General features: G+C 38.2%; 23 protein-coding genes, 1 pseudogene and 1 riboswitch. Of the genes and pseudogenes, 19 read left to right on the forward strand and 5 right to left on the reverse strand.

Translation table 11 applies throughout. From position 1 onward, the window contains the following. Positions 1–92: 92 nt before the first annotated feature. Positions 93–623 carry a YceI family protein gene (locus tag HRK21_RS09780; RefSeq protein ID WP_003724156.1) on the reverse strand — a complete coding sequence of 177 codons (531 nt, stop codon included), beginning with the start codon at positions 621–623 and terminating at the stop codon, positions 93–95. Between the two features lie 254 nt (positions 624–877). Here HRK21_RS09780 and HRK21_RS09785 point away from each other — a divergent pair, with 254 nt between their 5' ends. Beyond that, the gene (locus HRK21_RS09785) at positions 878–1,339 is read left to right on the forward strand and encodes a MarR family winged helix-turn-helix transcriptional regulator (protein ID WP_003724157.1); all 462 of its coding nucleotides are present in this window, start codon (positions 878–880) and stop codon (positions 1,337–1,339) included. A 51-nt stretch (positions 1,340–1,390) separates the two neighbouring features. On the opposite strand, the gene HRK21_RS09790 is transcribed toward HRK21_RS09785, so the two are convergent. Beyond that, positions 1,391–2,851 (reverse strand): amino acid permease, encoded by a 1,461-nt coding sequence (locus HRK21_RS09790; protein WP_003727153.1) that lies wholly within the window; start codon positions 2,849–2,851, stop codon positions 1,391–1,393. A gap of 89 nt (positions 2,852–2,940) precedes the next feature. Beyond that, positions 2,941–3,138, reverse strand: a riboswitch (Lysine riboswitch). A 68-nt stretch (positions 3,139–3,206) separates the two neighbouring features. Then, positions 3,207–3,968, reverse strand: coding sequence for a YtvA family blue-light photoreceptor (gene ytvA / locus HRK21_RS09795; protein WP_003738433.1), 762 nt, complete (start codon positions 3,966–3,968; stop codon positions 3,207–3,209). A gap of 152 nt (positions 3,969–4,120) precedes the next feature. On the opposite strand from ytvA, the gene HRK21_RS09800 reads away from it, so the two are divergent. The 3 genes from HRK21_RS09800 (at position 4,121) to HRK21_RS09810 (ending at position 7,443) form a co-directional block, all read left to right on the forward strand. After that, positions 4,121–4,474: an iron-sulfur cluster biosynthesis family protein gene (locus tag HRK21_RS09800; protein WP_003738434.1), complete on the forward strand. Its 354-nt coding sequence runs from the start codon at positions 4,121–4,123 to the stop codon at positions 4,472–4,474. Positions 4,475–4,627: 153 nt separating this feature from the next. Next, positions 4,628–5,266 carry a GTP pyrophosphokinase gene (locus HRK21_RS09805; protein WP_070006221.1) on the forward strand — a complete coding sequence of 213 codons (639 nt, stop codon included), beginning with the start codon at positions 4,628–4,630 and terminating at the stop codon, positions 5,264–5,266. 128 nt (positions 5,267–5,394) lie between these two features. Continuing rightward, a complete protein-coding gene (locus HRK21_RS09810) occupies positions 5,395–7,443 on the forward strand; it encodes a Na+/H+ antiporter (protein WP_070006219.1) in 2,049 nt (682 codons plus the stop codon). A gap of 42 nt (positions 7,444–7,485) precedes the next feature. On the opposite strand, the pseudogene HRK21_RS09815 reads toward HRK21_RS09810, so the two are convergent. Continuing rightward, a pseudogene (locus HRK21_RS09815) lies at positions 7,486–7,955 on the reverse strand (isoleucine--tRNA ligase). Between the two features lie 573 nt (positions 7,956–8,528). Between HRK21_RS09815 and HRK21_RS09820 the strand changes: the two are divergent. The 14 genes from HRK21_RS09820 to HRK21_RS09885 all read left to right on the forward strand — a co-directional run bounded on the left by HRK21_RS09820 (position 8,529) and on the right by HRK21_RS09885 (position 19,536). Continuing rightward, complete coding sequence (locus HRK21_RS09820; protein ID WP_003730077.1) at positions 8,529–9,071, forward strand: helix-turn-helix domain-containing protein; 543 nt, start codon at positions 8,529–8,531, stop codon at positions 9,069–9,071. A gap of 15 nt (positions 9,072–9,086) precedes the next feature. Next, on the forward strand, positions 9,087–10,181 hold the full coding sequence (locus HRK21_RS09825; RefSeq protein WP_077286616.1) for an ABC transporter ATP-binding protein: 1,095 nt from the start codon (positions 9,087–9,089) through the stop codon (positions 10,179–10,181). Next, on the forward strand, positions 10,181–10,990 hold the full coding sequence (locus HRK21_RS09830; RefSeq protein WP_003721372.1) for an ABC transporter permease: 810 nt from the start codon (positions 10,181–10,183) through the stop codon (positions 10,988–10,990). The genes HRK21_RS09825 and HRK21_RS09830 overlap by 1 nt, the downstream gene beginning before the upstream one ends. Beyond that, positions 10,987–11,793 carry an ABC transporter permease gene (locus HRK21_RS09835; protein WP_003721373.1) on the forward strand — a complete coding sequence of 269 codons (807 nt, stop codon included), beginning with the start codon at positions 10,987–10,989 and terminating at the stop codon, positions 11,791–11,793. Before HRK21_RS09830 ends, HRK21_RS09835 begins: the two co-directional genes overlap by 4 nt. Further along, complete coding sequence (locus HRK21_RS09840; RefSeq protein ID WP_003726405.1) at positions 11,790–12,863, forward strand: ABC transporter substrate-binding protein; 1,074 nt, start codon at positions 11,790–11,792, stop codon at positions 12,861–12,863. The genes HRK21_RS09835 and HRK21_RS09840 overlap by 4 nt, the downstream gene beginning before the upstream one ends. A gap of 129 nt (positions 12,864–12,992) precedes the next feature. Next, positions 12,993–13,694, forward strand: a complete 702-nt coding sequence (locus HRK21_RS09845; protein WP_003727149.1) for a carbonic anhydrase — start codon at positions 12,993–12,995, stop codon at positions 13,692–13,694. A gap of 67 nt (positions 13,695–13,761) precedes the next feature. Next, positions 13,762–14,304 (forward strand): HD domain-containing protein, encoded by a 543-nt coding sequence (locus tag HRK21_RS09850; protein WP_003738441.1) that lies wholly within the window; start codon positions 13,762–13,764, stop codon positions 14,302–14,304. A 137-nt stretch (positions 14,305–14,441) separates the two neighbouring features. Beyond that, entirely contained in the window at positions 14,442–15,314 is an 873-nt protein-coding gene (locus HRK21_RS09855; RefSeq protein WP_003726366.1) for an ROK family protein, read from the forward strand. An 84-nt stretch (positions 15,315–15,398) separates the two neighbouring features. Continuing rightward, positions 15,399–16,325 carry a nitronate monooxygenase gene (locus HRK21_RS09860; RefSeq protein WP_070006217.1) on the forward strand — a complete coding sequence of 309 codons (927 nt, stop codon included), beginning with the start codon at positions 15,399–15,401 and terminating at the stop codon, positions 16,323–16,325. Between the two features lie 215 nt (positions 16,326–16,540). Beyond that, positions 16,541–16,825: a DUF3130 domain-containing protein gene (locus HRK21_RS09865; protein ID WP_173346377.1), complete on the forward strand. Its 285-nt coding sequence runs from the start codon at positions 16,541–16,543 to the stop codon at positions 16,823–16,825. Continuing rightward, positions 16,826–17,194 (forward strand): ribonuclease P, encoded by a 369-nt coding sequence (locus tag HRK21_RS09870; RefSeq protein WP_070006112.1) that lies wholly within the window; start codon positions 16,826–16,828, stop codon positions 17,192–17,194. Further along, positions 17,191–18,690: a T7SS effector LXG polymorphic toxin gene (locus tag HRK21_RS09875; RefSeq protein WP_173346378.1), complete on the forward strand. Its 1,500-nt coding sequence runs from the start codon at positions 17,191–17,193 to the stop codon at positions 18,688–18,690. Before HRK21_RS09870 ends, HRK21_RS09875 begins: the two co-directional genes overlap by 4 nt. A gap of 11 nt (positions 18,691–18,701) precedes the next feature. Further along, positions 18,702–19,082 carry a hypothetical protein gene (locus HRK21_RS09880; RefSeq protein WP_070006765.1) on the forward strand — a complete coding sequence of 127 codons (381 nt, stop codon included), beginning with the start codon at positions 18,702–18,704 and terminating at the stop codon, positions 19,080–19,082. Between the two features lie 25 nt (positions 19,083–19,107). Continuing rightward, positions 19,108–19,536, forward strand: coding sequence for a hypothetical protein (locus HRK21_RS09885; protein WP_070006766.1), 429 nt, complete (start codon positions 19,108–19,110; stop codon positions 19,534–19,536). A 61-nt stretch (positions 19,537–19,597) separates the two neighbouring features. Here the strand turns inward: HRK21_RS09885 and HRK21_RS09890 are convergent, their stop codons facing one another. Further along, positions 19,598–20,002 carry a VOC family protein gene (locus tag HRK21_RS09890; RefSeq protein ID WP_069888451.1) on the reverse strand — a complete coding sequence of 135 codons (405 nt, stop codon included), beginning with the start codon at positions 20,000–20,002 and terminating at the stop codon, positions 19,598–19,600. A gap of 224 nt (positions 20,003–20,226) precedes the next feature. Here HRK21_RS09890 and HRK21_RS09895 point away from each other — a divergent pair, with 224 nt between their 5' ends. Next, positions 20,227–22,857, forward strand: a complete 2,631-nt coding sequence (locus tag HRK21_RS09895) for a cation-translocating P-type ATPase (RefSeq protein WP_070006767.1) — start codon at positions 20,227–20,229, stop codon at positions 22,855–22,857. The last annotated feature ends 6 nt before the right edge of the window (positions 22,858–22,863 follow it).

Consider the following 22,863-nt stretch of genomic DNA (forward strand, 5'->3'; position numbering starts at 1 on the left):
CTTTTTTAAACAATAGAACTATTTTAGCTTAAAAGGGGGAATAAAGCTACAAAAAAAACCACGAACAGGCTAGCTATTCGTAGTTTTGGTAATTATTTACTTGCTTCGATTTGGATGTTTAATTTCACTTCGTCGCCGATAAGTACGCCGCCAGTTTCTAATGCAGCATTGTAATTTAGGCCAAAGTCTTTACGGTTGAATTTACCTTTTGCTTCAAAGCCAGCTACCATGTTACCAGTGTTTGGATCTTTTCCAGTACCTTCATAGCTTACTTCTAGTGTAAGAGGTTTGGTTACGTCGCGAATCGTTAAGTCACCAGTCACTTCGTATTCATCATCGCCGTCAGCTGTAATTTTTGTTGCTGTGAAAGTCACATTTGGATATTTTTCTACATTAAAGAAGTCTTCGCTTTTCAAATGTCCATCACGCTGCGCTTGACGAGTGTCAACAGAAGCTGCTGCAACGGAGAAGTTTAATTTTGCAGAAGTTAAATCTTCTGGATCCATTTCGATATCCGCTGTGAAATCACTAAATGCCCCTTTTACTTTTGATACCATCATGTGTTTTACTTGAAATTCAATTGAACTATGTGCTGGGTCTACGTTCCATTTTTCTACTGTCATTGTTTCATTCCTCCAAATATGTTTTTTATAAAAGCATTCTCTTATAATCTAGCCTAAATTCTAAGAAATTAAACCTGAGAATAAATACTTTTACGCCTTAGAAAAGCAATTGCTTAACTGTTTATAAGTAAACTATATCATACTTACTTTTAATAAGCAACTATAAAATTGTATTATAAATATATTTTTTTCGTAAATATGATTGAGTTTTTCGGCTAAAGTGCGTAGAATAGGTTACAAGAGGAGGTTGGATGATGGTAGGAATTAATACAGATACAGAAAATATTAGTGAACTATTAAAAACTTATTGGTCAATCCAGCGAATTTCAGCGGGATATGCCGATCAAAATGCGGCGAGTTTAGGATTAACTATTCAACAACTTGCCATGATTAATGTGATTTACAGCACACCTGGTATTTCAGTGGCGGATTTAACGAAACGATTAATTATCACTGGAAGTTCGGCTGCAGCTAATGTTGACGGGTTAATTAGCCTAGGCTTAGTAGTGAAATTAAACAAAACAATTCCAAATGACAGCATGGATTTAACACTTAAGCTTTCGAAAAAAGGAGAAGACTTATCGAAACGCTCTACTGCAAACGCTTTTATGTATAAAGCCATGATGAAAGTATTCGAAAACTTGACCGAAAACGAAATAGAAGAATTAATTCGCCTAAATAAAAAAGTCGAAACCTTACTGAAAAAGAGTAAATAAAAACATCTCCTGTATCATTCAAGTAAAAATGAATGAACAAGAGATGTTTTTTTATTTTTGATCAAATTTGCAGTCTTCCAGTGGAATAACTTTTGTTTTATTTGTAAATTTAAAAGATAGCCAGAAAACTAGAAAAATAGGAAGACCGATATAAGAGATACCGATTTTTTGCCACCAAGCAGGGTTCGTAAATTCTGGTTTCAAAAATGCCGCGTAATCTTGACCGACAATAACTAAAATACATAAAATAAGTGCTAAAATAGGCCCAAATGGGAAAAATTTCGCTTTATATTTTAGTTCACTTAAGTCATGTCCTTGTTTGATAAATGCTTTTCGGAAACGGTAATGACTGATAGCGATGCCGACCCAAGCGATAAATCCAGTTAAACCAGAGGCAGAAAGTAACCACGTATAAATCACTGTGCCATTTTCTGTTAGCGTTGTAATGAATGTCATTGCACCAACAATCGTCGTAACAATTAAAGCTGCCATCGGAATACCACGACGGTTTACTTTACCTAAGAATTTAGGTGCTTTTTTATCGCGAGCCATCGCCCAAAGCATTCGTGTGGAAGCGTAAAGACCTGAATTACCAGCAGATAGAACAGAAGTCAGGATAACCGCATTCATCACGGAAGCCGCAAATGCAAGACCAGCTTTTTCAAATACAAGTGTAAATGGACTAATTGCCACATCTGTTGCCTCGGCACTAAGTAAATTAGGGTTAGTATAAGGAATAATCATCCCAATAATGAAAATCGCAAAAATATAAAATAACAAAATCCGCCAGAATACTTGTTTAATCGCTTTTGGCACGCTGGTTTCGGGAGTGGCACTTTCCCCAGCCGCAATACCAACCATTTCTGTACCTTGGAAAGAAAATCCAGCAATCAAGAAGGTACCTAAGATGGCAAAAAATCCACCTTTAAACGGAGCATCGCCAGCTGTAAAGTTAGAAAAGCCAATAACTTCGCCGCCAAGAATTCCGACAATAGTAAGCACGCCGACGATAAGGAAAATAATAACCGTGGCCACTTTAATAATCGAAAACCAATATTCTGATTCTCCGTAAGCTTTTACCGAAAGCGCATTTAAGCCAAAAATCAAAATTAAGAAAATCGCGCTCCATAGCCAAGCAGGAGTGTTCGGTAGCCAAAATTGAACAATAATAGCCGCCGTGGAAATATCAACCGCAAGTGTAATGGCCCAGTTAAACCAATAATTCCAACCAAGCGCAAAACCGAAAGCAGGGTCAACAAACCGACTAGCATATGTACTAAATGAACCAGATACAGGCATGTAAGTAGCCATTTCACCTAAACTAGTCATTAAAAAGTAGACCATAATTCCAATCGCAATATAAGCAACCAAAGCGCCACCAGGACCTGCTGTATGAATTGCATTACCACTCGCTAAAAATAATCCTGTCCCAATGGAGCCACCTATGGCAATCATGGACAAATGCCTTGTTTTCAAGTCACGACGAATCTCGCCATGTGTTTCTTTTTTCACTATAAATCTCCCTTTCTATTATCAGAGGAAGTGCGCAAAAACAGCCAATCTGCAAGAAATTGGCTGTTACGTATTTTACCAACATCATTTTGTCAGATAGCACACCTATAAGAAATTTCGACAAATTCTTATAGCAGTCCAGCCCCTTTAGGAAACTGTCCCAACAACTATTTCTAAACAAAGAGAAAATAGTCACTTCGGCGATCAACCTGTTCATTTTTTGTCGTCGGCGTCTTTGTTTCACCTCGAAAAAATTACTAGTGCATCTCGCAACCTCTACCTCACCATTTGGATGAGGGTTTATATTTGATTATTTACCCATAATAACGGAAAACGGGCTATTTTGCAATATCTTTTAGTAAAATTGTAATGCTTCTTTGATTGTACTGTAAGTAGTTAAGCTGGCTAGGTTTTCTTCGTAACGAATTAATGTCATGGCGAATTTTGGCGATATTCCAGTGATGATGAGCTCTACGCCAGTCAATTTCATAAATCCGTGGAACTTCACAAGATTCATTACCGCATCTTCATTAAATTCAGCTAGGCCGGAAAGGTCCATAATTAAATAATCTTCTTTCCCGTGGTCCATGTATTCACTTACATATTCAGACATATGCTGAAACCGGTCATGTGTTAGCGAGCCTATTAGTGGTAATACACAAATGTTTTCTCTAATCGGTACAATAGGCGTAGAAAGTTTCTCGATTTCTGTTAATGACTTCTCGAGTTCTAGCTGATAGTCGTGCTCTGTTGTCACATCTTTTTGAATACCAACAAAATACAAATGATCATGATCATCGTAAATCGGTTCAATCGTAAGTTCATTCATAAAAGAAGTGCCATCTTTTCGGTAATTTTTTAGTAAAACATTCGCAGTTGATTTTTGGTTAATAGCATGACGGATTTTTGCAACTTCTTCTTTGTCAGTATCATCTCCTTGTAAAAAGTGACAATTGGAGCCAAGTGCTTCTTCTTTAGCATAGCCGGTAATATTTTCAAAACCAGTGTTAACAAAAATAATTGGATTATCTTTTTGCTCAGGATCCGTGATAATTACTCCTACACTAGACAAATTTAATGCTTTTAAAATAACATCGAATTGTGGATAAGCGGTCATCTGCGTGTTTCTCCCCCTTTGTAAATACATTTCTATCATACCACGCAAATGAACGAAAACCCAATGTCTAATTTGTGAATTTAATCGTATGTGAGCAGTACGGAAGGAAAGGTGGAAATGTGGGTGTATAATAGAGTTAGAGGTGATAAGTTATGTATATAACATTTACTGATAGCGCTAAAAATCGGCTTGCGGCACTACGATCGAATTTAGCAGGGCGGCTGCATTTGTATTATGATACAGAAGGCTGTTCCTGCGAAAATAGCGGCATTTTCACATTACGACTAGTAGATGAAAAAACAGCGGAAGATGACGAAATTGAATCAAACATTGGGCCAGTGCTAATTAAGCGATGGACAGAAATGTTTTTAGAAGAAGCGCTAACTATCGATTACAACGACACAGAAAAAACGATGATTCTAAAAAGTGATGGTCAGTATTACAATCGTAATCTACTGCTGGTCACAAATACAGATGAAGTAATTAGTTGCCCCATAACTTCATAATAATAGAAGAAAAGTCTAGAATAATTTCTTATTCTAGGCTTTTTTATGAAATTTTCATGAGAAACTGGTGAAACTTTAGACATATAGTTACACTGATCTCCGTTTTGTAGTAACATGGAATAGGAAGTTTATACATATGGAAGGAGTGTCACCATGGAACAACCATCAGTTGATGAACTGAAGAACTGGCGAAATGTTATGCTTCTTCACCGTTTTGCGTTAGAAGAAGTCAACACGAAACTTAAGATATTGAATGAAGAATTTCAATTTATTCATGATTATAATCCAATGGAACATTTGAAGTCACGTGTAAAGTCACTAGAAAGCATCGGGGCAAAATTAGAAAAGAAAAAGGTGGATATCACGCCAGAAAATGCACTAAAATATGTACACGATATTGCGGGCATTCGAATTACTTGTTCTTTTGTTTCAGATATTTTTAGAATTCATGAAATGCTTGCAGGACAAAGTGATATCACTATCAAACGAGTAAAAGACTATGTTACGAATCCCAAACCTAATGGCTACCGGAGTTTACATTTACTTTGTGAAGTACCTGTATTCCTGACAAATCGTTCCGAGAAAATGACCGTGGAAATCCAAATTCGGACAGTTGCCATGGATTTTTGGGCGAGCTTGGAGCATAAAATTTATTATAAATATCAACAAGAAGCACCAATTGAGTTAGTGAATGAATTACAAGACGCCGCACGAATTATCACCCATTTAGACGAAAAAATGAAAAACTTAAATGACCAAATTGATCAATATAAAAAAGAAAAAGAAAATTAATCTAATAAGGAGCTTTATTTCTTTGCAAGTGGGATGGATGCAAAGAAATAAAGCTGTTTTATATTTGCGAGATAGTTCATTTTGCTTCATAATAATATAGGAGAAAAAACGAAAGGGGACGATACATATTGGAGATATTTTTATATGTTTTAGCATTACTTGTGGCCATCTTTATTTCTAATTTACTCAACCGATTTGTTCCCTTTGTCTCGGTACCGCTCATTCAAATCGGTCTTGGTGTATTAATTGCGATTATGCCGATTACGTTTGATTTGCAACTAAATCCGGAACTTTTTCTAGTAATGTTTATCGCTCCTTTACTATTTAATGATGGCAGACAGACGGATAAAGCAGCTCTTTGGGGTATGCGAATGCCGATTTTAGTATTAGCGCTTGGACTTGTATTTGCAACGGTTGTCGTGATTGGGTATTTTGTTCATTGGATGATTCCAACGATTCCATTAGCAGCTGCATTTGCCTTAGCAGCAGCTCTTGCGCCAACGGATGCCGTAGCGGTTAGTTCCCTTTCTGGGCGGATTAATTTACCAAAACGGATTATGAACTTACTTGAAGGTGAGGCATTAATTAACGACGCATCAGGACTAGTGGCATTCCAGTTCGCGATTGCAGCAATGGTGACCGGTGTATTTAGTTTGATGGATGCGAGTATTAGCTTTTTTGTCATTGCGATTGGTGGTATTTTAGTTGGGCTCGTTTTGAGTTGGTTAAAATTCCGATTGTTAAAATGGGTTCGCGGTCTTGGGATGGAAGATGTTACATTTCACATGCTTATCCAAATTTTAACACCTTTTATTATTTACTTAGTAGCAGAAGAAATCCATGTTTCTGGGATTTTAGCAGTTGTTGCAGCCGGCATTATGCACTCGATGGAACAGAAAAAAATGGATCCTCAGTCAGTAAAATTAAATGTGGTTTCACAAAGCACTTGGTCGGTTATCATTTTCGTCTTAAATGGCTTAGTATTTTTACTATTAGGTACGCAACTTCCTGCAATTACAGAAGTAGTTTGGAATGATTCTGGAAGTAGTAATTTACAAGTAATGGCTTACATTTTGTCTATCACGGCAGCCTTAATTTTACTGCGCTTTTTGTGGGTATACATATCGTGGAGCATCGGCGCGAAGCAAAGGCAGAAACAAAATAAAAAAACACAAGTACCTAAATTTAGACCCGTTGTCCTCACATCGCTTTCAGGTGTTCGCGGGGCAGTTACGCTTGCCAGTGCGCTTGCAATTCCGTTTTTCTTAGATGACGGATCACTATTTCCGCAGCGTTCGCTAATTATTTTTATTGCATCCGGTGTTATTCTTTGTACGTTAGTGATTGCGACGTTTATTTTACCGTTACTTGCCAAAAGTGAAGAAGTGACAACGGAAGATGAACGAGCTGAAATTGCAACGCGGATTCGAATTTTGAGAAACGTGATTAGAGAATTAAAAGAACAGACGCTACCTGAAACGAAAGCGGCAACAGATGAAGTAATTGAAGATTATCGCAAAAGAATTTACGATTTACAGCAAAATAATAGTTCGAATCGAGGCATGGATGAAAGAGAACGTGCGAAACGATTAGAAATCATCCAGTGGGAACGTGAAAACACCCAAAAAATGACCGATGAAGGACGCATTGTTGCTACAGATAGCTATCGTTACCAACACTATCTTAATATGATGGAACAAGCGATTAAACAGCGCTTCCGGACAAAAGTAAAAACAGCATGGATGTTCTTTTATCGTCTAATAATGCTTGTCATTCACCCGAAAAAATGGGGTAGAATAACGCATAAAGTGAAGAAGGGGATCCCTAAAGACAGCGAACGATTCCAAGCAATTCGCCAACTGAGAGAAGATAATGAAATACTCATAATTTCTAAACTCAAAGAACAGTTAACGAAAGAAAATGCCGATATCATTGGACCACTAATTACCGAACATACTATTTTCTTAGAACGCGTGCGAAAAGAACATAGTCCAAGAGGGAAACGAGCAAAATTTGAACAGAAAAAACGCGAAGTCCAAGTGGTGGCTTTCCAATTAGAACGTGATATTATTCAGAATATGTTTGAAAAAGGTGGAATCTCGAGAGAATTGGCCCGTGACTTACGCCAAAATTTAAATATGATTGAAACGTATTTATATGATGACTTTTTAGAATAAGAAAAGCCCCAAGAACAAAACAATGTTCTTGGGGCTTTCTATTTAAGCTTGTATTTTTTTTAATTGTTCAGCAAGACTTTCTATTTCCAAATGGAAGTTCTTTCTGCCATTTTTGTGAACAATGGCGGCATTTCGGAGCTTAATTTTTTCTTCTTTCCCTGTTTCTAAGTTAAGAATATTGATAGTGTAATAGGGAAGAAAAGAAATGGTCCGACCGTGCAACAGAGTATCACATTCCAGCATATATTGACTAAAAGGATATTTTTTATCCGAAAATCCTCTTTTGTAAAATAGCGCGCAATTATTAATCGAGACAGTACCATTAACATAAGTGGAGAAGATGTTAATAGTTGAAATAATACAAACGGCATATATAAGCAAAAATTGCCAAACTAGCAGGGCCTCATAAGTAATAAATAAGTAGAGACCAAGGCCCAAGATAGCTAAGGCAACGATAAACGTAAAAAAGTTTTGATATTCATATTATATTTGAAGAAAGGATAGTTTTTCATATTTGTGTACCACCGAGGATGTGTCTTTATTGATAATAACCATTCGTTAATAAGGCATTGCTCTCGCACCAGAGCCCCTAAAGTGAATTAATTTTGCATCACATTCGATAATGTATTTGCTATAGGGATAGGCTTTTTCTTTATAGCAGAAAGCTTCCTCACTAACAGTCACTTCTCCTGGGAAAAATTTCTTGAAATTAAAAAAGCAAACGGTGACTAATGCTAAAAGAATAGCATAAAATTGCCATAATATGGAAAGTATAATGGCAATGATAAATGATAAAACAGAAAAAAGCTAACTATAGCAAAAAGTGTCACACTACCTACATTGATATTGAATTTTGAAAAGCGATATTTTTGCATGGATGCTTGTCCGCCTATGTTGAATTTATAACCAAATTTTAGCACTAAAAACAAACGTTGTCTATCTTAGGAAAAATCAAAAAAACTATTGTTCATGTGGAAGCTTTGTTGTATAATGTAGCTTGCTGTAAGTAAACTTTGTGTTTAATATTAGTAAACTTCTATGACTTGATGTTTACTATCACTAAACTTGAAAGAAAGGACATTAACATGGATATTGGCAAACGCATAAAAAATCTTAGGCTCAGTAAGAATTTGACACAAGAAGAATTAGGCGAACGAACGGATTTGACGAAGGGATATATTTCTCAACTAGAGCGAGATTTAAGCTCTCCTTCCATTGAAACGTTATTTGCTATTTTGGAAGTGTTAGGTTCTACTCCGAAAGATTTCTTTGATGAGGAAGAACACAATCAAAAAGTAATTTACGGAGAACTAGAGCATACTTTCTTTGAAGATGAAGAAAAAGGTTACAGAATAAAGTGGCTTGTTCCAGAATCGAATGAAAAAGAAATGGAGCCAGTACTGCTTGAAATAGAGGCAAATAGCTGTTTTAAAAGCTTCGAACCATCACTTTCAGAAACTTTTGCTTATGTATTAAAAGGGGAAGTGACCGTGCTGCTTGGTCGAAATGAGTATGTAGCCAAAAAAGGGGAAGCAATTTATTTCCACGCCGCAGATGAACATCAAATAATTAATCGATCGAATGAACAAGCGATACTCATCTTAGTAGCGACAGATTCATATTTATAAGGGAGGTAAATGATTGTGACAGAAACAATTATTCGTTTTGAAAACGTAACAAAACAATTTGATAATGATCCACCAGTGCTTGACAATGTCAGCTTTGAAATAGAAAAAGGGAAGTTTTATACTTTGCTCGGCCCCTCTGGTTGCGGAAAAACAACCATTTTGCGCTTAATTGCTGGATTTTTAGAAGCTTCAGAGGGACAAATTTTCCTTGGAGAAAAAGTAATTAACCAAATTCCAGCGAACAAACGGCCGGTAAATACCGTTTTCCAAGATTATGCTTTATTTCCACATTTAAATGTGTATGAAAATGTCGCTTTTGGACTACGCATTAAAAAGTTGAAAAAAGAAGCAATTGACGAAAAAGTAAAAGAAGCACTGCGCTTTGTTAACTTAAAAGGCTACGAAAAAAGAGAAATTAGCGAAATGTCTGGCGGACAAAGACAACGTGTCGCGATTGCTCGGGCAATTGTCAATGAACCAGAAGTTATTTTACTGGATGAACCACTATCCGCACTTGATTTAAAACTACGTACAGAAATGCAATATGAATTGCGCGATTTACAAAAACGTCTTGGGATTACGTTTATTTTTGTCACGCATGACCAAGAAGAAGCACTTGCGATGAGTGATGAGATTTTTGTGTTAAATAAAGGCGAAATTCAACAAAGCGGGACGCCAATTGATATTTACGACGAGCCAATTAATAAATTTGTCGCAGATTTTATCGGCGAATCGAACATTGTTAATGGCAAAATGATACAAGATTTCGAAGTGGAATTTGTGGAAAGACGTTTTGAATGTGTCGACCAAGGTTTCCGTCCAAATGAAGTCGTGGAAGTAGTTATCCGTCCAGAAGATTTAGAGATTACTTCGGCTGAAAAAGGTCAACTGCAAGTAACCGTAGACTGGATGCTTTTCCGTGGTGTGCATTATGAAGTAGGTTGTATCGACATTGATGGAAATGAATGGCTTGTTCACACAACGAGAAAAGTTCGTGTGGGTGATAAGATTGGCTTAGCGTTTGAACCAGAGGCAATTCATGTTATGCGTCTTGGGGAAACGGAGGAAGAATTCGATAAGCGGCTTGATAGCTACGATGAGGTGCAGTAATGAATAGACGCACCCGTACAGTTTATCTTGTTCCTTATGTTCTTTGGATCTTACTTTTTGTTGTTGCACCGATTTTATTGATTGTGTATTATTCTTTTTTTGATGTGGACGGCAATTTTACGGTAGATAATTATATTCACTTTTTTACACCTGTATATTTAAAAATGACGGCTAGTTCATTCTGGTACGCGTTTTTAATTACAGTTTTTACCTTGCTGATTTCTTATCCAACGGCGTATCTTTTAACAAAATTAAAGCATAAACAATTGTGGTTATTACTCATCATTTTACCGACTTGGATTAATTTGCTGCTTAAAGCGTATGCCTTTATTGGGATTTTTGGGACATACGGCGCGGCGAATCAATTTTTAGAAATACTTGGAATTGGCTCGAAACAGATTTTATTTACAGATTTTAGTTTCTTATTTGTATCAACCTATATTTTTATTCCATTTATGATATTACCAATTTTTAATGCAATTGAAGAAATTAATCCAACGTTGATTCAAGCCTCGCGCGATTTAGGCGCATCGAGTTTGACGACATTTAGACGGGTGATTTTCCCACTGACTGCTGACGGTGTGAAATCGGGGTGTCAGGCTGTTTTTATTCCAGCGTTATCACTCTTTATGATTACACGACTGATTGCAGGAAACCGTGTGATTACGCTTGGAACAGCGATTGAAGAACATTTCCTTGTTACGCAAGACTGGGGAATGGGTTCAACGATTGGCGTATTTTTAATTATTGCGATGATTTTAATTATGTTCCTAACCGGTTCGAAAAAGAAAAGAGGTGCGCGTAAATGAAGAAAAGTAAATGGGGTACGATTTATTTAGTGCTTGTTTTTGTGATTTTATATGCGCCGATTTTCTATTTGATTTTTTACTCGTTTAATAAAGGCGGCACGATGCATAATTTTAGTGGCTTTACGCTTGGCTATTATAAAGAAGTTTTCCAAGATACGCGCCTACTAATTATTGTTTTAAATACGTTTGTAATTGCGCTACTTTCTTCGGTGATTGCAACTATTATCGGCGTTTGCGGGGCGCTGGCGATTAAATTTATGCCAAAACCTTTTGCGAAAAACTCGCTTTTAAGTTTGAATAATGTGTTGATTGTTAGCCCGGATGTTATTATCGGTGCTAGTTTCTTGATTTTCTTCACAATTTTAGGTGTGAAATTAGGTTTTATTTCCGTCCTAGTTTCGCATATTGCCTTTAGTATTCCGATTGTCGTATTGATGATTTTGCCGAAATTACAAGAAATGAGCCCGACGTTAATGGATGCAGCGCGCGACTTAGGTGCAAGCCAGTGGCAAGTTCTTTCAAAAGTTATTTTGCCGTATATTATGCCAGGTGTTTTAGCTGGATTTTTCATGGCATTAACTTATTCGCTAGATGATTTTGCGGTAACATTCTTTGTAACAGGAAATGGCTTCTCAACTTTAGCGGTAGAAATTTATTCCCGAGCAAGACAAGGGATCTCGCTTTCTATCAATGCTTTATCGACACTGATTTTCCTCTTCACGATTATTCTCGTGATCGGTTATTACTTTATCAACCAACGTAATACAAGTAAAAATATTCGGACGGGGGCGACGAAAGAATGAAGCAACTGCTGAAAATTTTTGTACCAGTCATTGTCGTCGCACTCCTAATGATGCTACTTGCAACAACGATGAACCGTTCGGAGGGCTATGCTGGGAGCAATACACTGACAATTTATAACTGGGGGGATTACATTGATCCTTCGCTTATTACTAAGTTTGAAAAGGAAACAGGTATCAAAGTCATTTACCAAACATTTGATTCTAACGAAGCGATGATGACGAAAATCGAGCAAGGTGGAACAACTTTTGATATTGCGGTGCCAAGTGATTACGCGATTAGTAAAATGAAAGAAGAAAATTTGCTGATTCCACTTGATCATTCCAAATTACCAAATGAAAAATACCTTGATCCGCGTTTTATGGATTTGTCGTTTGATGACGATAATAAATATTCGATGCCTTATTTCTGGGGAACGCTTGGCATTATTTATAATAAAGAAATGTTCCCGGACAAAAATTTCGATACGTGGAATGCGCTATTTGATCCCGAATTGAAAAACCAAATTTTGCTGATTGATGGGGCCCGTGAAGTGATGGGGCTTGGGCTGAATAGTCTCGGTTACTCACTGAACGATACGAATAAAGCACACCTACAAGCTGCCAGAGACAAGCTAGAAACGATGACACCGAATGTAAAAGCAATTGTTGGCGATGAGATTAAACTTCTTATGGCGGACAATGAGGCGGGTGTCGCGGTTACTTTCTCCGGAGAAGCGGCGGAAATGCTCAGTGAAAATGAAGATTTAGAATACGTAATTCCAAAAGACGGCTCCAATTTATGGTTCGATAACATGGTCATTCCAAAAACGGCGAAAAATGTCGATGGTGCGCATAAATTTATTAATTTCATGCTAAAACCAGAAAATGCCGCAATTAACGCTGAATATGTCGGCTATGCAACACCAAATGAAAAAGCCGTCAAACTATTACCAAAAGAAATTTCGAGTGACGAACGTTTTTATCCGGATATGGACGAACTAAATAATTTAGAAGTATATGATAACCTCGGTAAACGAATGCTGTCGTATTATAATGAATTATTTTTGGAGTTTAAGATGTATCGAAAATAAAGCCACCAGTATCTTCACGCAAGTTCACACCAAAGTCAAAACACGAACATTAAGCAAATTACTTGTGGAATAGATCAGCTATCCGCTAAAATAATGTTACGCAATTTTTTTCGAAAAGGAGAAATGGTTATGACTAAGGAGAAAGTGTTATGGGGTTACGATGAGAAGACTGGGCCAGAAATGTGGGGGCATATCTGCTCTGACTTTGAAATCGCACATACTGGAAAGGCACAATCGCCAGTAGATATCGAACAAGCTGACGTTGTGAAATTAAAACCATCAACAATGAAGTTTTACTATAAAGAAACAGACTATACGATTAGAAGAATTGAACAATCGGTACATGTTTTTCCGCATGACAAAGAACAAGGGTTACGCTTTAATGGCGAGTATTATCCACTTGTATCGTTCCATGCACATATTCCGGCGGAGCATTTGCTTGACGGTTATGTATATCCGATTGAATGGCATTTTGTTCACGAAAAACCAGACGGCACAACACTTGTAATGAGTGCTTGGATGGAAATTGATAATACAAATAATGTCGAATTCAAAGATTTACCAACCTATTTCCCAGAAGTATTTGCTGATTTTGAAACAGAACGGGAAATCACTTTGGATGTAAATGAATTTATGCCAGAAGAGCGTGTTTTCTATACGTACCAAGGTTCACGGACAACACCACCAACCGTGGAAGGCGTGACTTGGATCGTGTTGAAAAATGCGAAGACACTTGGTCAAGAAGATTTCACTGAATTTGAAAAAGCAATTGGTAACACAAGTCGACCAGTACAAGATTTAAACGGTCGTGAAATTACTTTTTACAATTAAAAAACTAGAAAGCCTCGCTCGAATCTTGTATAGTATAGACATAGATTCTGAGTGGAGGCTTCTTTTTATGTATGAAAAAGCGAGACAGATGATGATCGAAGCGCATAGTGGCCAAGTTCGCAAAATTACTGGCGAGCCTTATTTTTCGCACCCTTTGAACGTAGCGAGAATTTTGCGCCGTGCTGGTTTTCGTGAAGAAGTTGTTGTCGCGGGATTACTGCATGATGCCGTTGAGGATACGGAGATCACCGATGCGGATATTCGCGGAACATTTGGCGCTGAAGTAGCCGATTTAGTAGCGTCTCATACAGAAAATAAAACCTTATCCTGGGAAGAGCGAAAAGCACACACAATTGAACAAGTCCGTACCGGAAATTTAGAAGAAAAAGCGTTAATCGTGGCGGATAAGCTAGACAATTTAACCTCCGTCAAATATGCCTTAAGCTCAGAAGGAAAGTCTGTCTGGAGCTATTTTAAACGCGGCTATGATCTGCAAAAATGGTACAACCAAGGCATCAAAAATAATATGGAATACGGGTTGAATCCATCCGAAATCCCTCCATTTTTTGATGAATATGCGCGACTTGTGAAGTGGATTTTTAAGAAGTAAAATTTTGCGTTAAAATATCTGTTAAATTAGGCATTTTGAATTAAAATGATAAGTTTTTAGAAAATAAGTTTCTTTTTCCAGAAAACTATTGTAAAATGAAAGCGTTATAAAACTTACGAGAAGGGAAGTTTTTTTGAATGGTTTATGGAGCAATTGAAGCAGGTGGAACTAAGTTTGTTGTAGCAATCGGAGAAAAGTCAGGGAAAATTATTAAACGCGAGAGCTACCCAACAACGGAGCCAGCAGAAACAATGAAAGCAGTCATTCAATTTTTTAAACAGTATGAGGATGAATTAAAAGCAATTGGGATTGGCTCATTTGGACCGATTGATATTCGAAAATCAAGTGCTACATACGGTTATATCACGCAAACACCAAAACTTGCATGGCGCAATTATGATATCGTTGGTGCAATGAAAAAAGAATTTAATGTACCTATTGGTTTTACGACGGATGTTAATGCAGCCGCTTTAGGAGAGGTAAGTTTAGGCGCGGCAGCAGGTTTGGATAGTTGTATTTATTTAACGATCGGAACAGGAATCGGCGGTGGAGCAGTTGTTTCTGGTAAAATTCTAGAAGGTTTCTCTCACCCAGAAATGGGGCATATTATGGTGCGCCGTCATAAGCGCGATCGTTTTACAGGCAGCTGCCCGAGTCATAGCGACTGTTTAGAAGGTCTCGCAGCAGGTGGAGCAATTGAAAAACGTTGGGGTCAAAAAGCAGCAGAACTTGCGGATAATGAAGAGGTGTGGAATTTAGAAGCGCATTATATCGCTCAAGCTTTAATGAATTATACACTTATCTTATCCCCAGAAAGAATCGTGTTAGGTGGAGGCGTCATGAAACAACGCCAACTTTTCCCACTTGTCCGTCAAAAATTAAAAGCGCTCGTTAATAATTATGTACAGCTACCAGATCTAGATGAATATATCGTTCCTCCAAAACTAGAAGATGATGCTGGGATAACTGGCTGTGTCTTACTAGCAGTGGATGCTGAAGAGTCTAATTAATGGCGAAAAACAGCTCTAGTTTATAGGGCTGTTTTTTGATATACTAAATTGTGATAAAACAAACAAGAACGCAGGAGGAAAAAGATGTCCATTACGAACTTATTAAATATTAAATATCCGATTATCCAAGGTGCAATGGCTCAAATTGCCAAAGCTCCACTTGTAGCTGCTGTGTCTAATGCAGGCGGTTTAGGAATTATCGCTTCTGGCGGAATGACTGCCGACACGCTACGCGAAGAAATCCAAAAAACAAAAGCGCTGACAGATAAACCATTTGGCGTCAACTTAATGCTAATGATGACCAATATTGCCGAATTAACCGAAGTAATTATTGAAGAAAAAGTGAGAATCGTTACGACCGGAGCGGGAACGCCAAAAACGTTCATGCCAATTTGGAAAGAAGCTGGAATTATTGTGATTCCCGTTGTCCCGTCCGTGATGATTGCTAAGCGTATGGAAAAAATGGGCGCAGATGCAGTTATCGCAGAAGGAACAGAAGCAGGCGGACACGTCGGCGAAACAACAACAATGGCGCTTTTACCTCAAATCGTGGATGCCGTTACTATCCCAGTCATTGGCGCAGGTGGAATTGCAGATGGTCGCGGAATCGTCGCAGCGCTAGCTCTAGGTGCAAAAGGTGTCCAAATCGGTACACGCTTCCTAGCAACCGATGAATGTCCAGTACACCCGGACTTTAAAGCAGCCGTGATTAAAGCTTCCGACCGCGACACAATGGTTACCGGAAGAAAAGCTGGCGCACCAGTCCGCTCGATTAAAAACAAAATGATCAAAGAATACATCCGTTTAGAAGAAGAAAACGCCGATCGCGACACGTTAGAAGAGCTAACTTTAGGTTCTTTACGAAAAGCAGTACAAGAAGGCGACACAGACAACGGCTCCGTCATGGCCGGTCAAATCGCTGGCTTAATTACAGAAATCAAACCTTGTAAAGATGTTATCGAAGAAATGATGACAGATGCTAAGAATGTGATTGCTGGGTTAGAATTATAAGCTAAAAACAGTTATTTTCTGCTTAATAAAGTAGAGAATAACTGTTTTTTTGTAGTTGAGATGTTGTTTACAAAGGTAAAGTCAAAAAATGCACTAATTTGTTCTGTAGTTGGCTATATTTATACACAGAGGTTCACAAAACGCTCACAAAATGGAATCGTTGCTGGTGCTATAATGGAAGGGTGGAAAATTAGACATAGAGAGGAATCACCAAGATGAGAGAGATAAAAGTCAACGAAGCAATGTTCCAAAAACACGCCTCGAACTTAGACAGCAAAAGCGCGGGAAGCTATTTGCCGTTAAAAGGTGGAAATATGGCATACTCACGAGCGAATTCTATCAATCAGTTACGGTCTGCATTAATTGATTTGGTCGATGTGGTAGAAGATTTCCAAGCCGTGACAAAGCAAGATGCGGGTAGATTAAAGAAAATGGGCATGGCCTATGCGAAACAAGATCAAGCGATGGGACAGAAAATAAATCAGCTGGAGATGCGATAGATGGACAGCACGCACAGCCGGTTAGAGCAGCAACTACAACAAGTGAAAAAAGCGCAGGATGTTTTACAAGATAATCTGAGGCAGACTAAGCGCAAACAAGTGGAACAAGAATGGTTAGAAGAAGATAGTCACCAATTAGAAATGGAGAAACAAGGATTATTGGACTTCTTGCGAGGCGGTTGGCAAGGGGAGGAAGCGAATGGTTTCCACCGCTTTCTAGAAGAACAACAACACGAAGAAGCGATGGCATGGCGAAAAGATTTGTCGGAAAAACGTGTTCATTTGGAAGAAGAAGCGCGGACTACTAGAGCAGAAATGCACGATATAGAGACCAAACAAGCCTCCTTGCGAAAGGAGTGGAACCAATGAGTCGAATCGACATTGCAGAACTCAATGGCTTTCTTCAAGGATTACGAAGCAGTAATGCTGAAGTGAAGAAAATGATACGCGGAATTCAACAAGCAGCAAGCAAGTATGCGCAAGATAAAAGTTTAACAGGACAGGCGGTATCAGCTTCCCAAAGCTATTTTGCTTCCAGTTATCCCTCTATTGCACAAAGTATTTTAGAAGCCTTGGAAGAAAGCGAAGAACGTTTAGCACAATACATACGCGAGTTTGGTAGCCAAGTCGACAGCTCGTCTTCCGCACGAATTGATGCGGAAATCCTTCAAGAAGCGATGGCGAAAGTGGCGAGTTTGAAGCGAAAAGAAGAAGATTTACATCGCCAACTCACTGCACCGAATACGAAACCGGATATGCAACAAGTCTACGTAGTCCAAGCGAGAAGTGCGCACACGCAATTACTGCAAGCTATCGAAAAAGAAGATATACTAGAGAGGTACATCGCCTTTGAACAAAGTCACGCCCAGTTTTTTAGTGCATTAACCGAACTCATTCACTCCACAGGACGAGCGGTGCAAGAGTTGAAACAAAATGTGACCTTCCATGAGAAAACAGGCACCTATGCTGTACCTAAAAGCGTTCATACATCGATTAGTTTGATGAGAAAAGCGATGGATAAAGCACGTAAAGAAAACGCCAAAGATCCCTTCCCAGAAGCATTCGAAGACTATCAGTTATTCGCCTATACGTATGTGAATGATAAAGGCGAAACCGTCACGATGTGGCTATTGGAACGTAATGGCAAACGCGCCAGTAACAAAGAACTCCAAGCTTTTCTAGAGGAGAACGGAGCCGAGTTAGACCCTATTCTGTACACAAATCTTTCCGGTGAAGAACTCGAGCGCAAAGTAAATGACGCATGGAAAGACGGCGTCAACTACTTAAACGGTCAAAAAGTAACCGGGTTTTCCGGAGCGACACTGAGGTCCGCTGCTTATGTAGCCAGCGTGAAGGATGCGATGGATGACGCTGGACTAACTGATATGGCACTAGGATTAGGCTTTGGTATTGCGGCGGCGAGGAATAAAGTAGTTCTTAAAGAAAATATTAAATTTACTACAAAAACGAAGTTGAATCCTCCTGAAACCAAGCAGATAGTATCAGGAAAGAAATGGAATAAGTATTTTAAAGAAAAGTATGGAGCAGAAAATATTCAATGGAAACCAACATCATTTGAAGATATAATAGCCAATCCAGAACGACTGTATGGAAGTACAAAAAAAGAAATCAATGCGATATTGGGACCTGACTGGATTGAAGATACTTATGGTTCTGCTAAAAATGGTTGGAAGTTTATTAATAAGGGAGACGGAATGATATTTTATCATCCAGGAGAAGGAATCCATGTGGGCTCATATTATGGTTTTTCATCTGGAAAAACAGGAAGAGTTAAGGTCATAAAACCTGAAGATAATTATGTTCCCACAATAGATGATGGAGCAACTTTAGTAATAATAAAATAAAGGTGGTAAATATGAAACAATTAACAGTAGGAGATTCATTTAATGGTTTTTTAAATAGTTTAAAAGTAAGGAATGACATAAAAATTATGAGTGACGAAGAACTTTATAATTATATTTTTGAAGTTTTTTTAGGGGATATAGTAGCCTATTTAAGTCCTTATACGTTAGATCGATTGGATGCTGAAGGTATAATTGATAAAGATATTTATGCTATGTCAAAGAATCTAAGAAATGAATTATTGGAGATGATAAATGGTCCTTCATGGAATATCGCTTCAGTAAAAAATTCAGATGAATGGACTAATATATTTGAAGGATTAAAAAAACTAGATGCTCTAGTTCACAAAAAATGGACAGAAGAAGAAATCTCCTATTTAAAAAATATGATTTGAAAATTTTAGGAGAAGGGAGTTAGAAATGGACTGGCTAACTATACTAAATAATCCAAAGAAAAGTAAGCGTGATAAATTGGAAGCGATTGGTTTTATCCGAGATACTTTAGATTATGGGGATATACCAGATGATACTGCGTTAGAAATAGTCAATAACTTAGCTAAGCAAGTTGTAAAACAGAATGATTCAGACATTAAAGAATCCATACTTGATGCTATGCTAGAAGGGTCAAAAGCACCTTTTGTTGAAAAAACAATTAACTTAGCTCCTATCGTGAAACATTTAAACGAATTTAATGAGGTGTGTTTAAGTTATATATTAAGTTTATTAGGAAATTCTGGGAAAATTGCTTACAGAGCTATTATTGAATCTTATAAAACTAATTTAAGTTTAAAAGAAGATGTGGAAGAGGCACTAGCAGAAATGGATTATAGAATTAAAAATAACTTATGAATACATTTCTTACAAAAAACCAGTTACCCACCAAACCCCTGGCGTAACTGGTTTTCTAATCTCACCCAAAATTAAGCTGCCAAAACACCCCAAACCGGTCCGTCACCTGCGCATAAGTCGAACCCCAGAACGCCACTTGCAACTCCATTTCCACTTTGCCCGTAGCACTCAAGAGTTCATAGGCGTACTTAATATCATCCTCTGTTTCAAAATTAATCAAGATCGTCACCCGATTGCCAATTGTAAAACCATCATAAGGCGCATCGGTAATATAAATAAATTCTTCCCCGTTTTTTGCTAAACGACTATGCATCAATCGCTCACCAAAAACGGCATCGCCATCAAAATTGTTCATCTCTTTAAAACGCTGAACGCTTGTAATCTCAGCCTGAAAAACATCCGCATAAAATGTTAGCGCATCTTGACCTTCTCCGTTAAAAACTAAGTAAGGAACTGCAAAAGACATCTCATCATCTCCTATACAATTAATAGCTTTAGTATAAGCCTAATCTACTGCGAAGTCATGTCTCAAAATAATGAGGATTTGTGAATAAAAACAAAATACTTGCAAATAAACGTGATATATTATACAATTACACTAAGAAATCGGATATATTTAAATTAATATTTTTTTGTAATAAAATAAAGTAAGTACTTGCTTTTGGGAGTAAGTGCGTAGGAGGTAGATGTATGCTTTGGGTAAAAGAGTCAATGGAGCAACTTCTCAGCAAACTACACACGAATTTAGACACAGGGTTAACGAAAGAACAAGTGAAACAAAAACATGCAGAGTTTGGGACGAATGAATTTGAAGAGGGGAAGAAAGAATCACTTCTTCAAAAAATTGGTCACCATTTAATTGAAATTACGACGATTGTATTGCTTTTTGCAGCGGCGATTTCCGCTTATTTAGCAATTACAACCGGTTATGGTTGGGCGAAAGTTGTTGTTATTTTAGGAATTGTCGTGTTGAATATGGTGCTCGGCATTTACCAGGAAAACAGCGCTGAGAAAGCACTTGCTGCATTACAAAGTATGAATGCGCATTTAACAACGGTTGTTCGTGATGGCGTGCGAATGCAAGTGGATGCAACGGAATTAGTGCCAGGGGATATTATTGAAATCGTTGCAGGCGATATGATTCCAGCAGATGCACGGATTATTTCTAGCAGTAGTTTGCAAGTTGAGGAATCCGCGTTGACCGGCGAAAGTGTTCCAGTTGAAAAAGACGCGAACGCAGTTGTTTCAGAAAAAGCACCGATTGGGGATAGGCTGAATATGCTTTACTCAGGCTGTCTTGTAACAAATGGTCGTGCCACGGCGGTTGTCGTAGAAATTGGTATGGAAACAGAGATGGGGAAAATTGCTGGACTTTTAAACAGCACCTCAAAACTGATGACGCCTTTACAACTTCGCTTAAAAGAATTAGCAAAACGACTTAGTATTGTAGCGCTTTTAGCAGGTATTTTAATTTTTATCATTGATGTATATGTGTACGGTGAAACGATTATTGAAACGTTGATGATCGCGATTTCTTTAGCTGTAGCAGCAGTTCCTGAGACATTGCCAGTTATTGTGACATTAACACTTGCTTATGGGGTTCAAAATATGGTGCAAAAGAATACGATTATCCGCCGAATTCCAGCAGTTGAAACAATCGGAAATACGTCAGTTATTTGTTCTGATAAAACAGGAACATTAACGCAAAACAAAATGATTATCCAGCAAATTTGGGCAGCAGACCATGCGCCGATAAAAGCAACAGCTGAATTTGATACTGCAGAACAAAAAGTATTAGAAATGTTGAGCCTTTCCAGTAACGCGACGATTGATGTAACAGACGGCGAAGAAACCATCATTGGAGATCCAACCGAAAGTGCGATTATCCGTTTACTAGAAGAAAAAGGAACAACGAAAAAAGCATTGGAAGCTAGATATCCACGCGTGTTCGAACTTCCTTTTGACTCAGATAGAAAGCTTATGACGACGATTCACCAAGTAGAAGACGGATTTCTTTCCATTACAAAAGGCGCGTTTGACCGCATTCCGGTAAATTTTTCAGCGGAGTTTTTAAAAGAGGCGGAGCAAGTGCATGACAGTTTTGCGGAGGATGCACTTCGGGTGTTAGTTGTTGCGTATAAAAAATATTCGGAAATGCCGGCAGACTTGTCTAGTGAGGCGCTTGAGACGGACTTAACGTTCGCGGGAATGGTTGGAATGATTGACCCACCGAGACCGGAAAGTAAAGCAGCTGTGTTAGCGGCGAAAAAAGCGGGTATTAAGACTGTAATGATAACTGGTGACCATATTGTAACGGCATCAGCAATTGCAAAAGAAATTGGTATTTTAACGGATGGGGACAAAGCGATTACTGGGGCAGAGCTGGCGGAAATGTCAGAAGCAAATCTGGAGAAAAACATTCGAGATTATGCGGTATATGCGCGTGTTAGTCCAGAAGATAAAATTCGAATTGTTAAAGCTTGGCAAAAAAATGGTGAAATTGTCACGATGACAGGTGATGGTGTAAATGATGCACCGGCTCTAAAAGCAGCGGACGTTGGTGCTGCAATGGGAATTACTGGAACAGATGTATCTAAAAACGCTGCAGATATGGTGATAACAGACGATAATTTTGCAACGATTGTAGATGCAGTCAAAGAAGGGCGTACAGCTTATGAGAATATCCGCAAAACGATTTATTTCTTATTAAGTACCAACTTTTCACAAATTTTCATTATGTTAATTGCGATTATTCTTGGTTGGGGCGCGCCGGTTGTAGCTGTTCAGTTGCTATTAATCAACGTGGTGTCTGACGGGATTCCAGGCTTCTTCTTGAGTCGTGAAAAGGCAGATGACTCGATTATGGAGCGTAAGCCAATTCCAAAAAATGCAGGGATTTTTGCAAATGGACTTGGGAAGAAAATGGCGACGCAAGCAGTTGTATTTACAATTGTGACACTGGCAGGATTTTATATCGGGCAGTTTGTAACGATTAATAATTCGATTGGTGCAAGCTATGAAGTAGGGATGACAATGGCATTCGTTATCCTAGCATGGTCATCTGTTGCACATATTTTCAACGTAAGAAGTGATAAGTCGATTTTCACCATCGGATTTTTATCTAACCGTGGCTTGTTCTTTAGCGCGATTTGTTCGATGCTGATTATTTTAGGACTTGCGATTATTCCGCCACTAGCAAACATGTTCTTCTTAGTAGAAATGAGCTTGACGCACTGGATTCTCGCATTCATCCTCTCGATGTTCCCACTCCTATTCGTAGAAATTCAAAAGCTTATTCAGCGAAAAAGAGCAAAAGCTTGAAGGAGG

Source organism: Listeria monocytogenes, assembly GCF_013282665.1.
Lineage (GTDB): Bacteria > Bacillota > Bacilli > Lactobacillales > Listeriaceae > Listeria > Listeria monocytogenes_C.

What these genes read in the sequence shown, in the direction of transcription:
- HRK21_RS09805 (WP_070006221.1), top strand. Translation starts at nt 4,628, where the DNA reads ATGGAACAACCATCAGTTGATGAACTGAAGAACTGGCGAAATGTTATG.
- HRK21_RS09840 (WP_003726405.1), top strand. Translation starts at nt 11,790, where the DNA reads ATGAAGCAACTGCTGAAAATTTTTGTACCAGTCATTGTCGTCGCACTC.
- HRK21_RS09780 (WP_003724156.1), bottom strand. Translation starts at nt 623, where the DNA reads ATGACAGTAGAAAAATGGAACGTAGACCCAGCACATAGTTCAATTGAA.
- HRK21_RS09880 (WP_070006765.1), top strand. Translation starts at nt 18,702, where the DNA reads ATGAAACAATTAACAGTAGGAGATTCATTTAATGGTTTTTTAAATAGT.
- HRK21_RS09865 (WP_173346377.1), top strand. Translation starts at nt 16,541, where the DNA reads ATGAGAGAGATAAAAGTCAACGAAGCAATGTTCCAAAAACACGCCTCG.
- HRK21_RS09860 (WP_070006217.1), top strand. Translation starts at nt 15,399, where the DNA reads ATGTCCATTACGAACTTATTAAATATTAAATATCCGATTATCCAAGGT.
- HRK21_RS09845 (WP_003727149.1), top strand. Translation starts at nt 12,993, where the DNA reads ATGACTAAGGAGAAAGTGTTATGGGGTTACGATGAGAAGACTGGGCCA.
- HRK21_RS09830 (WP_003721372.1), top strand. Translation starts at nt 10,181, where the DNA reads ATGAATAGACGCACCCGTACAGTTTATCTTGTTCCTTATGTTCTTTGG.
- HRK21_RS09875 (WP_173346378.1), top strand. Translation starts at nt 17,191, where the DNA reads ATGAGTCGAATCGACATTGCAGAACTCAATGGCTTTCTTCAAGGATTA.
- HRK21_RS09855 (WP_003726366.1), top strand. Translation starts at nt 14,442, where the DNA reads ATGGTTTATGGAGCAATTGAAGCAGGTGGAACTAAGTTTGTTGTAGCA.
- HRK21_RS09800 (WP_003738434.1), top strand. Translation starts at nt 4,121, where the DNA reads ATGTATATAACATTTACTGATAGCGCTAAAAATCGGCTTGCGGCACTA.
- HRK21_RS09835 (WP_003721373.1), top strand. Translation starts at nt 10,987, where the DNA reads ATGAAGAAAAGTAAATGGGGTACGATTTATTTAGTGCTTGTTTTTGTG.
- HRK21_RS09895 (WP_070006767.1), top strand. Translation starts at nt 20,227, where the DNA reads ATGCTTTGGGTAAAAGAGTCAATGGAGCAACTTCTCAGCAAACTACAC.
- HRK21_RS09785 (WP_003724157.1), top strand. Translation starts at nt 878, where the DNA reads ATGGTAGGAATTAATACAGATACAGAAAATATTAGTGAACTATTAAAA.
- HRK21_RS09820 (WP_003730077.1), top strand. Translation starts at nt 8,529, where the DNA reads ATGGATATTGGCAAACGCATAAAAAATCTTAGGCTCAGTAAGAATTTG.
- HRK21_RS09870 (WP_070006112.1), top strand. Translation starts at nt 16,826, where the DNA reads ATGGACAGCACGCACAGCCGGTTAGAGCAGCAACTACAACAAGTGAAA.
- ytvA (WP_003738433.1), bottom strand. Translation starts at nt 3,968, where the DNA reads ATGACCGCTTATCCACAATTCGATGTTATTTTAAAAGCATTAAATTTG.
- HRK21_RS09885 (WP_070006766.1), top strand. Translation starts at nt 19,108, where the DNA reads ATGGACTGGCTAACTATACTAAATAATCCAAAGAAAAGTAAGCGTGAT.
- HRK21_RS09890 (WP_069888451.1), bottom strand. Translation starts at nt 20,002, where the DNA reads ATGTCTTTTGCAGTTCCTTACTTAGTTTTTAACGGAGAAGGTCAAGAT.
- HRK21_RS09850 (WP_003738441.1), top strand. Translation starts at nt 13,762, where the DNA reads ATGTATGAAAAAGCGAGACAGATGATGATCGAAGCGCATAGTGGCCAA.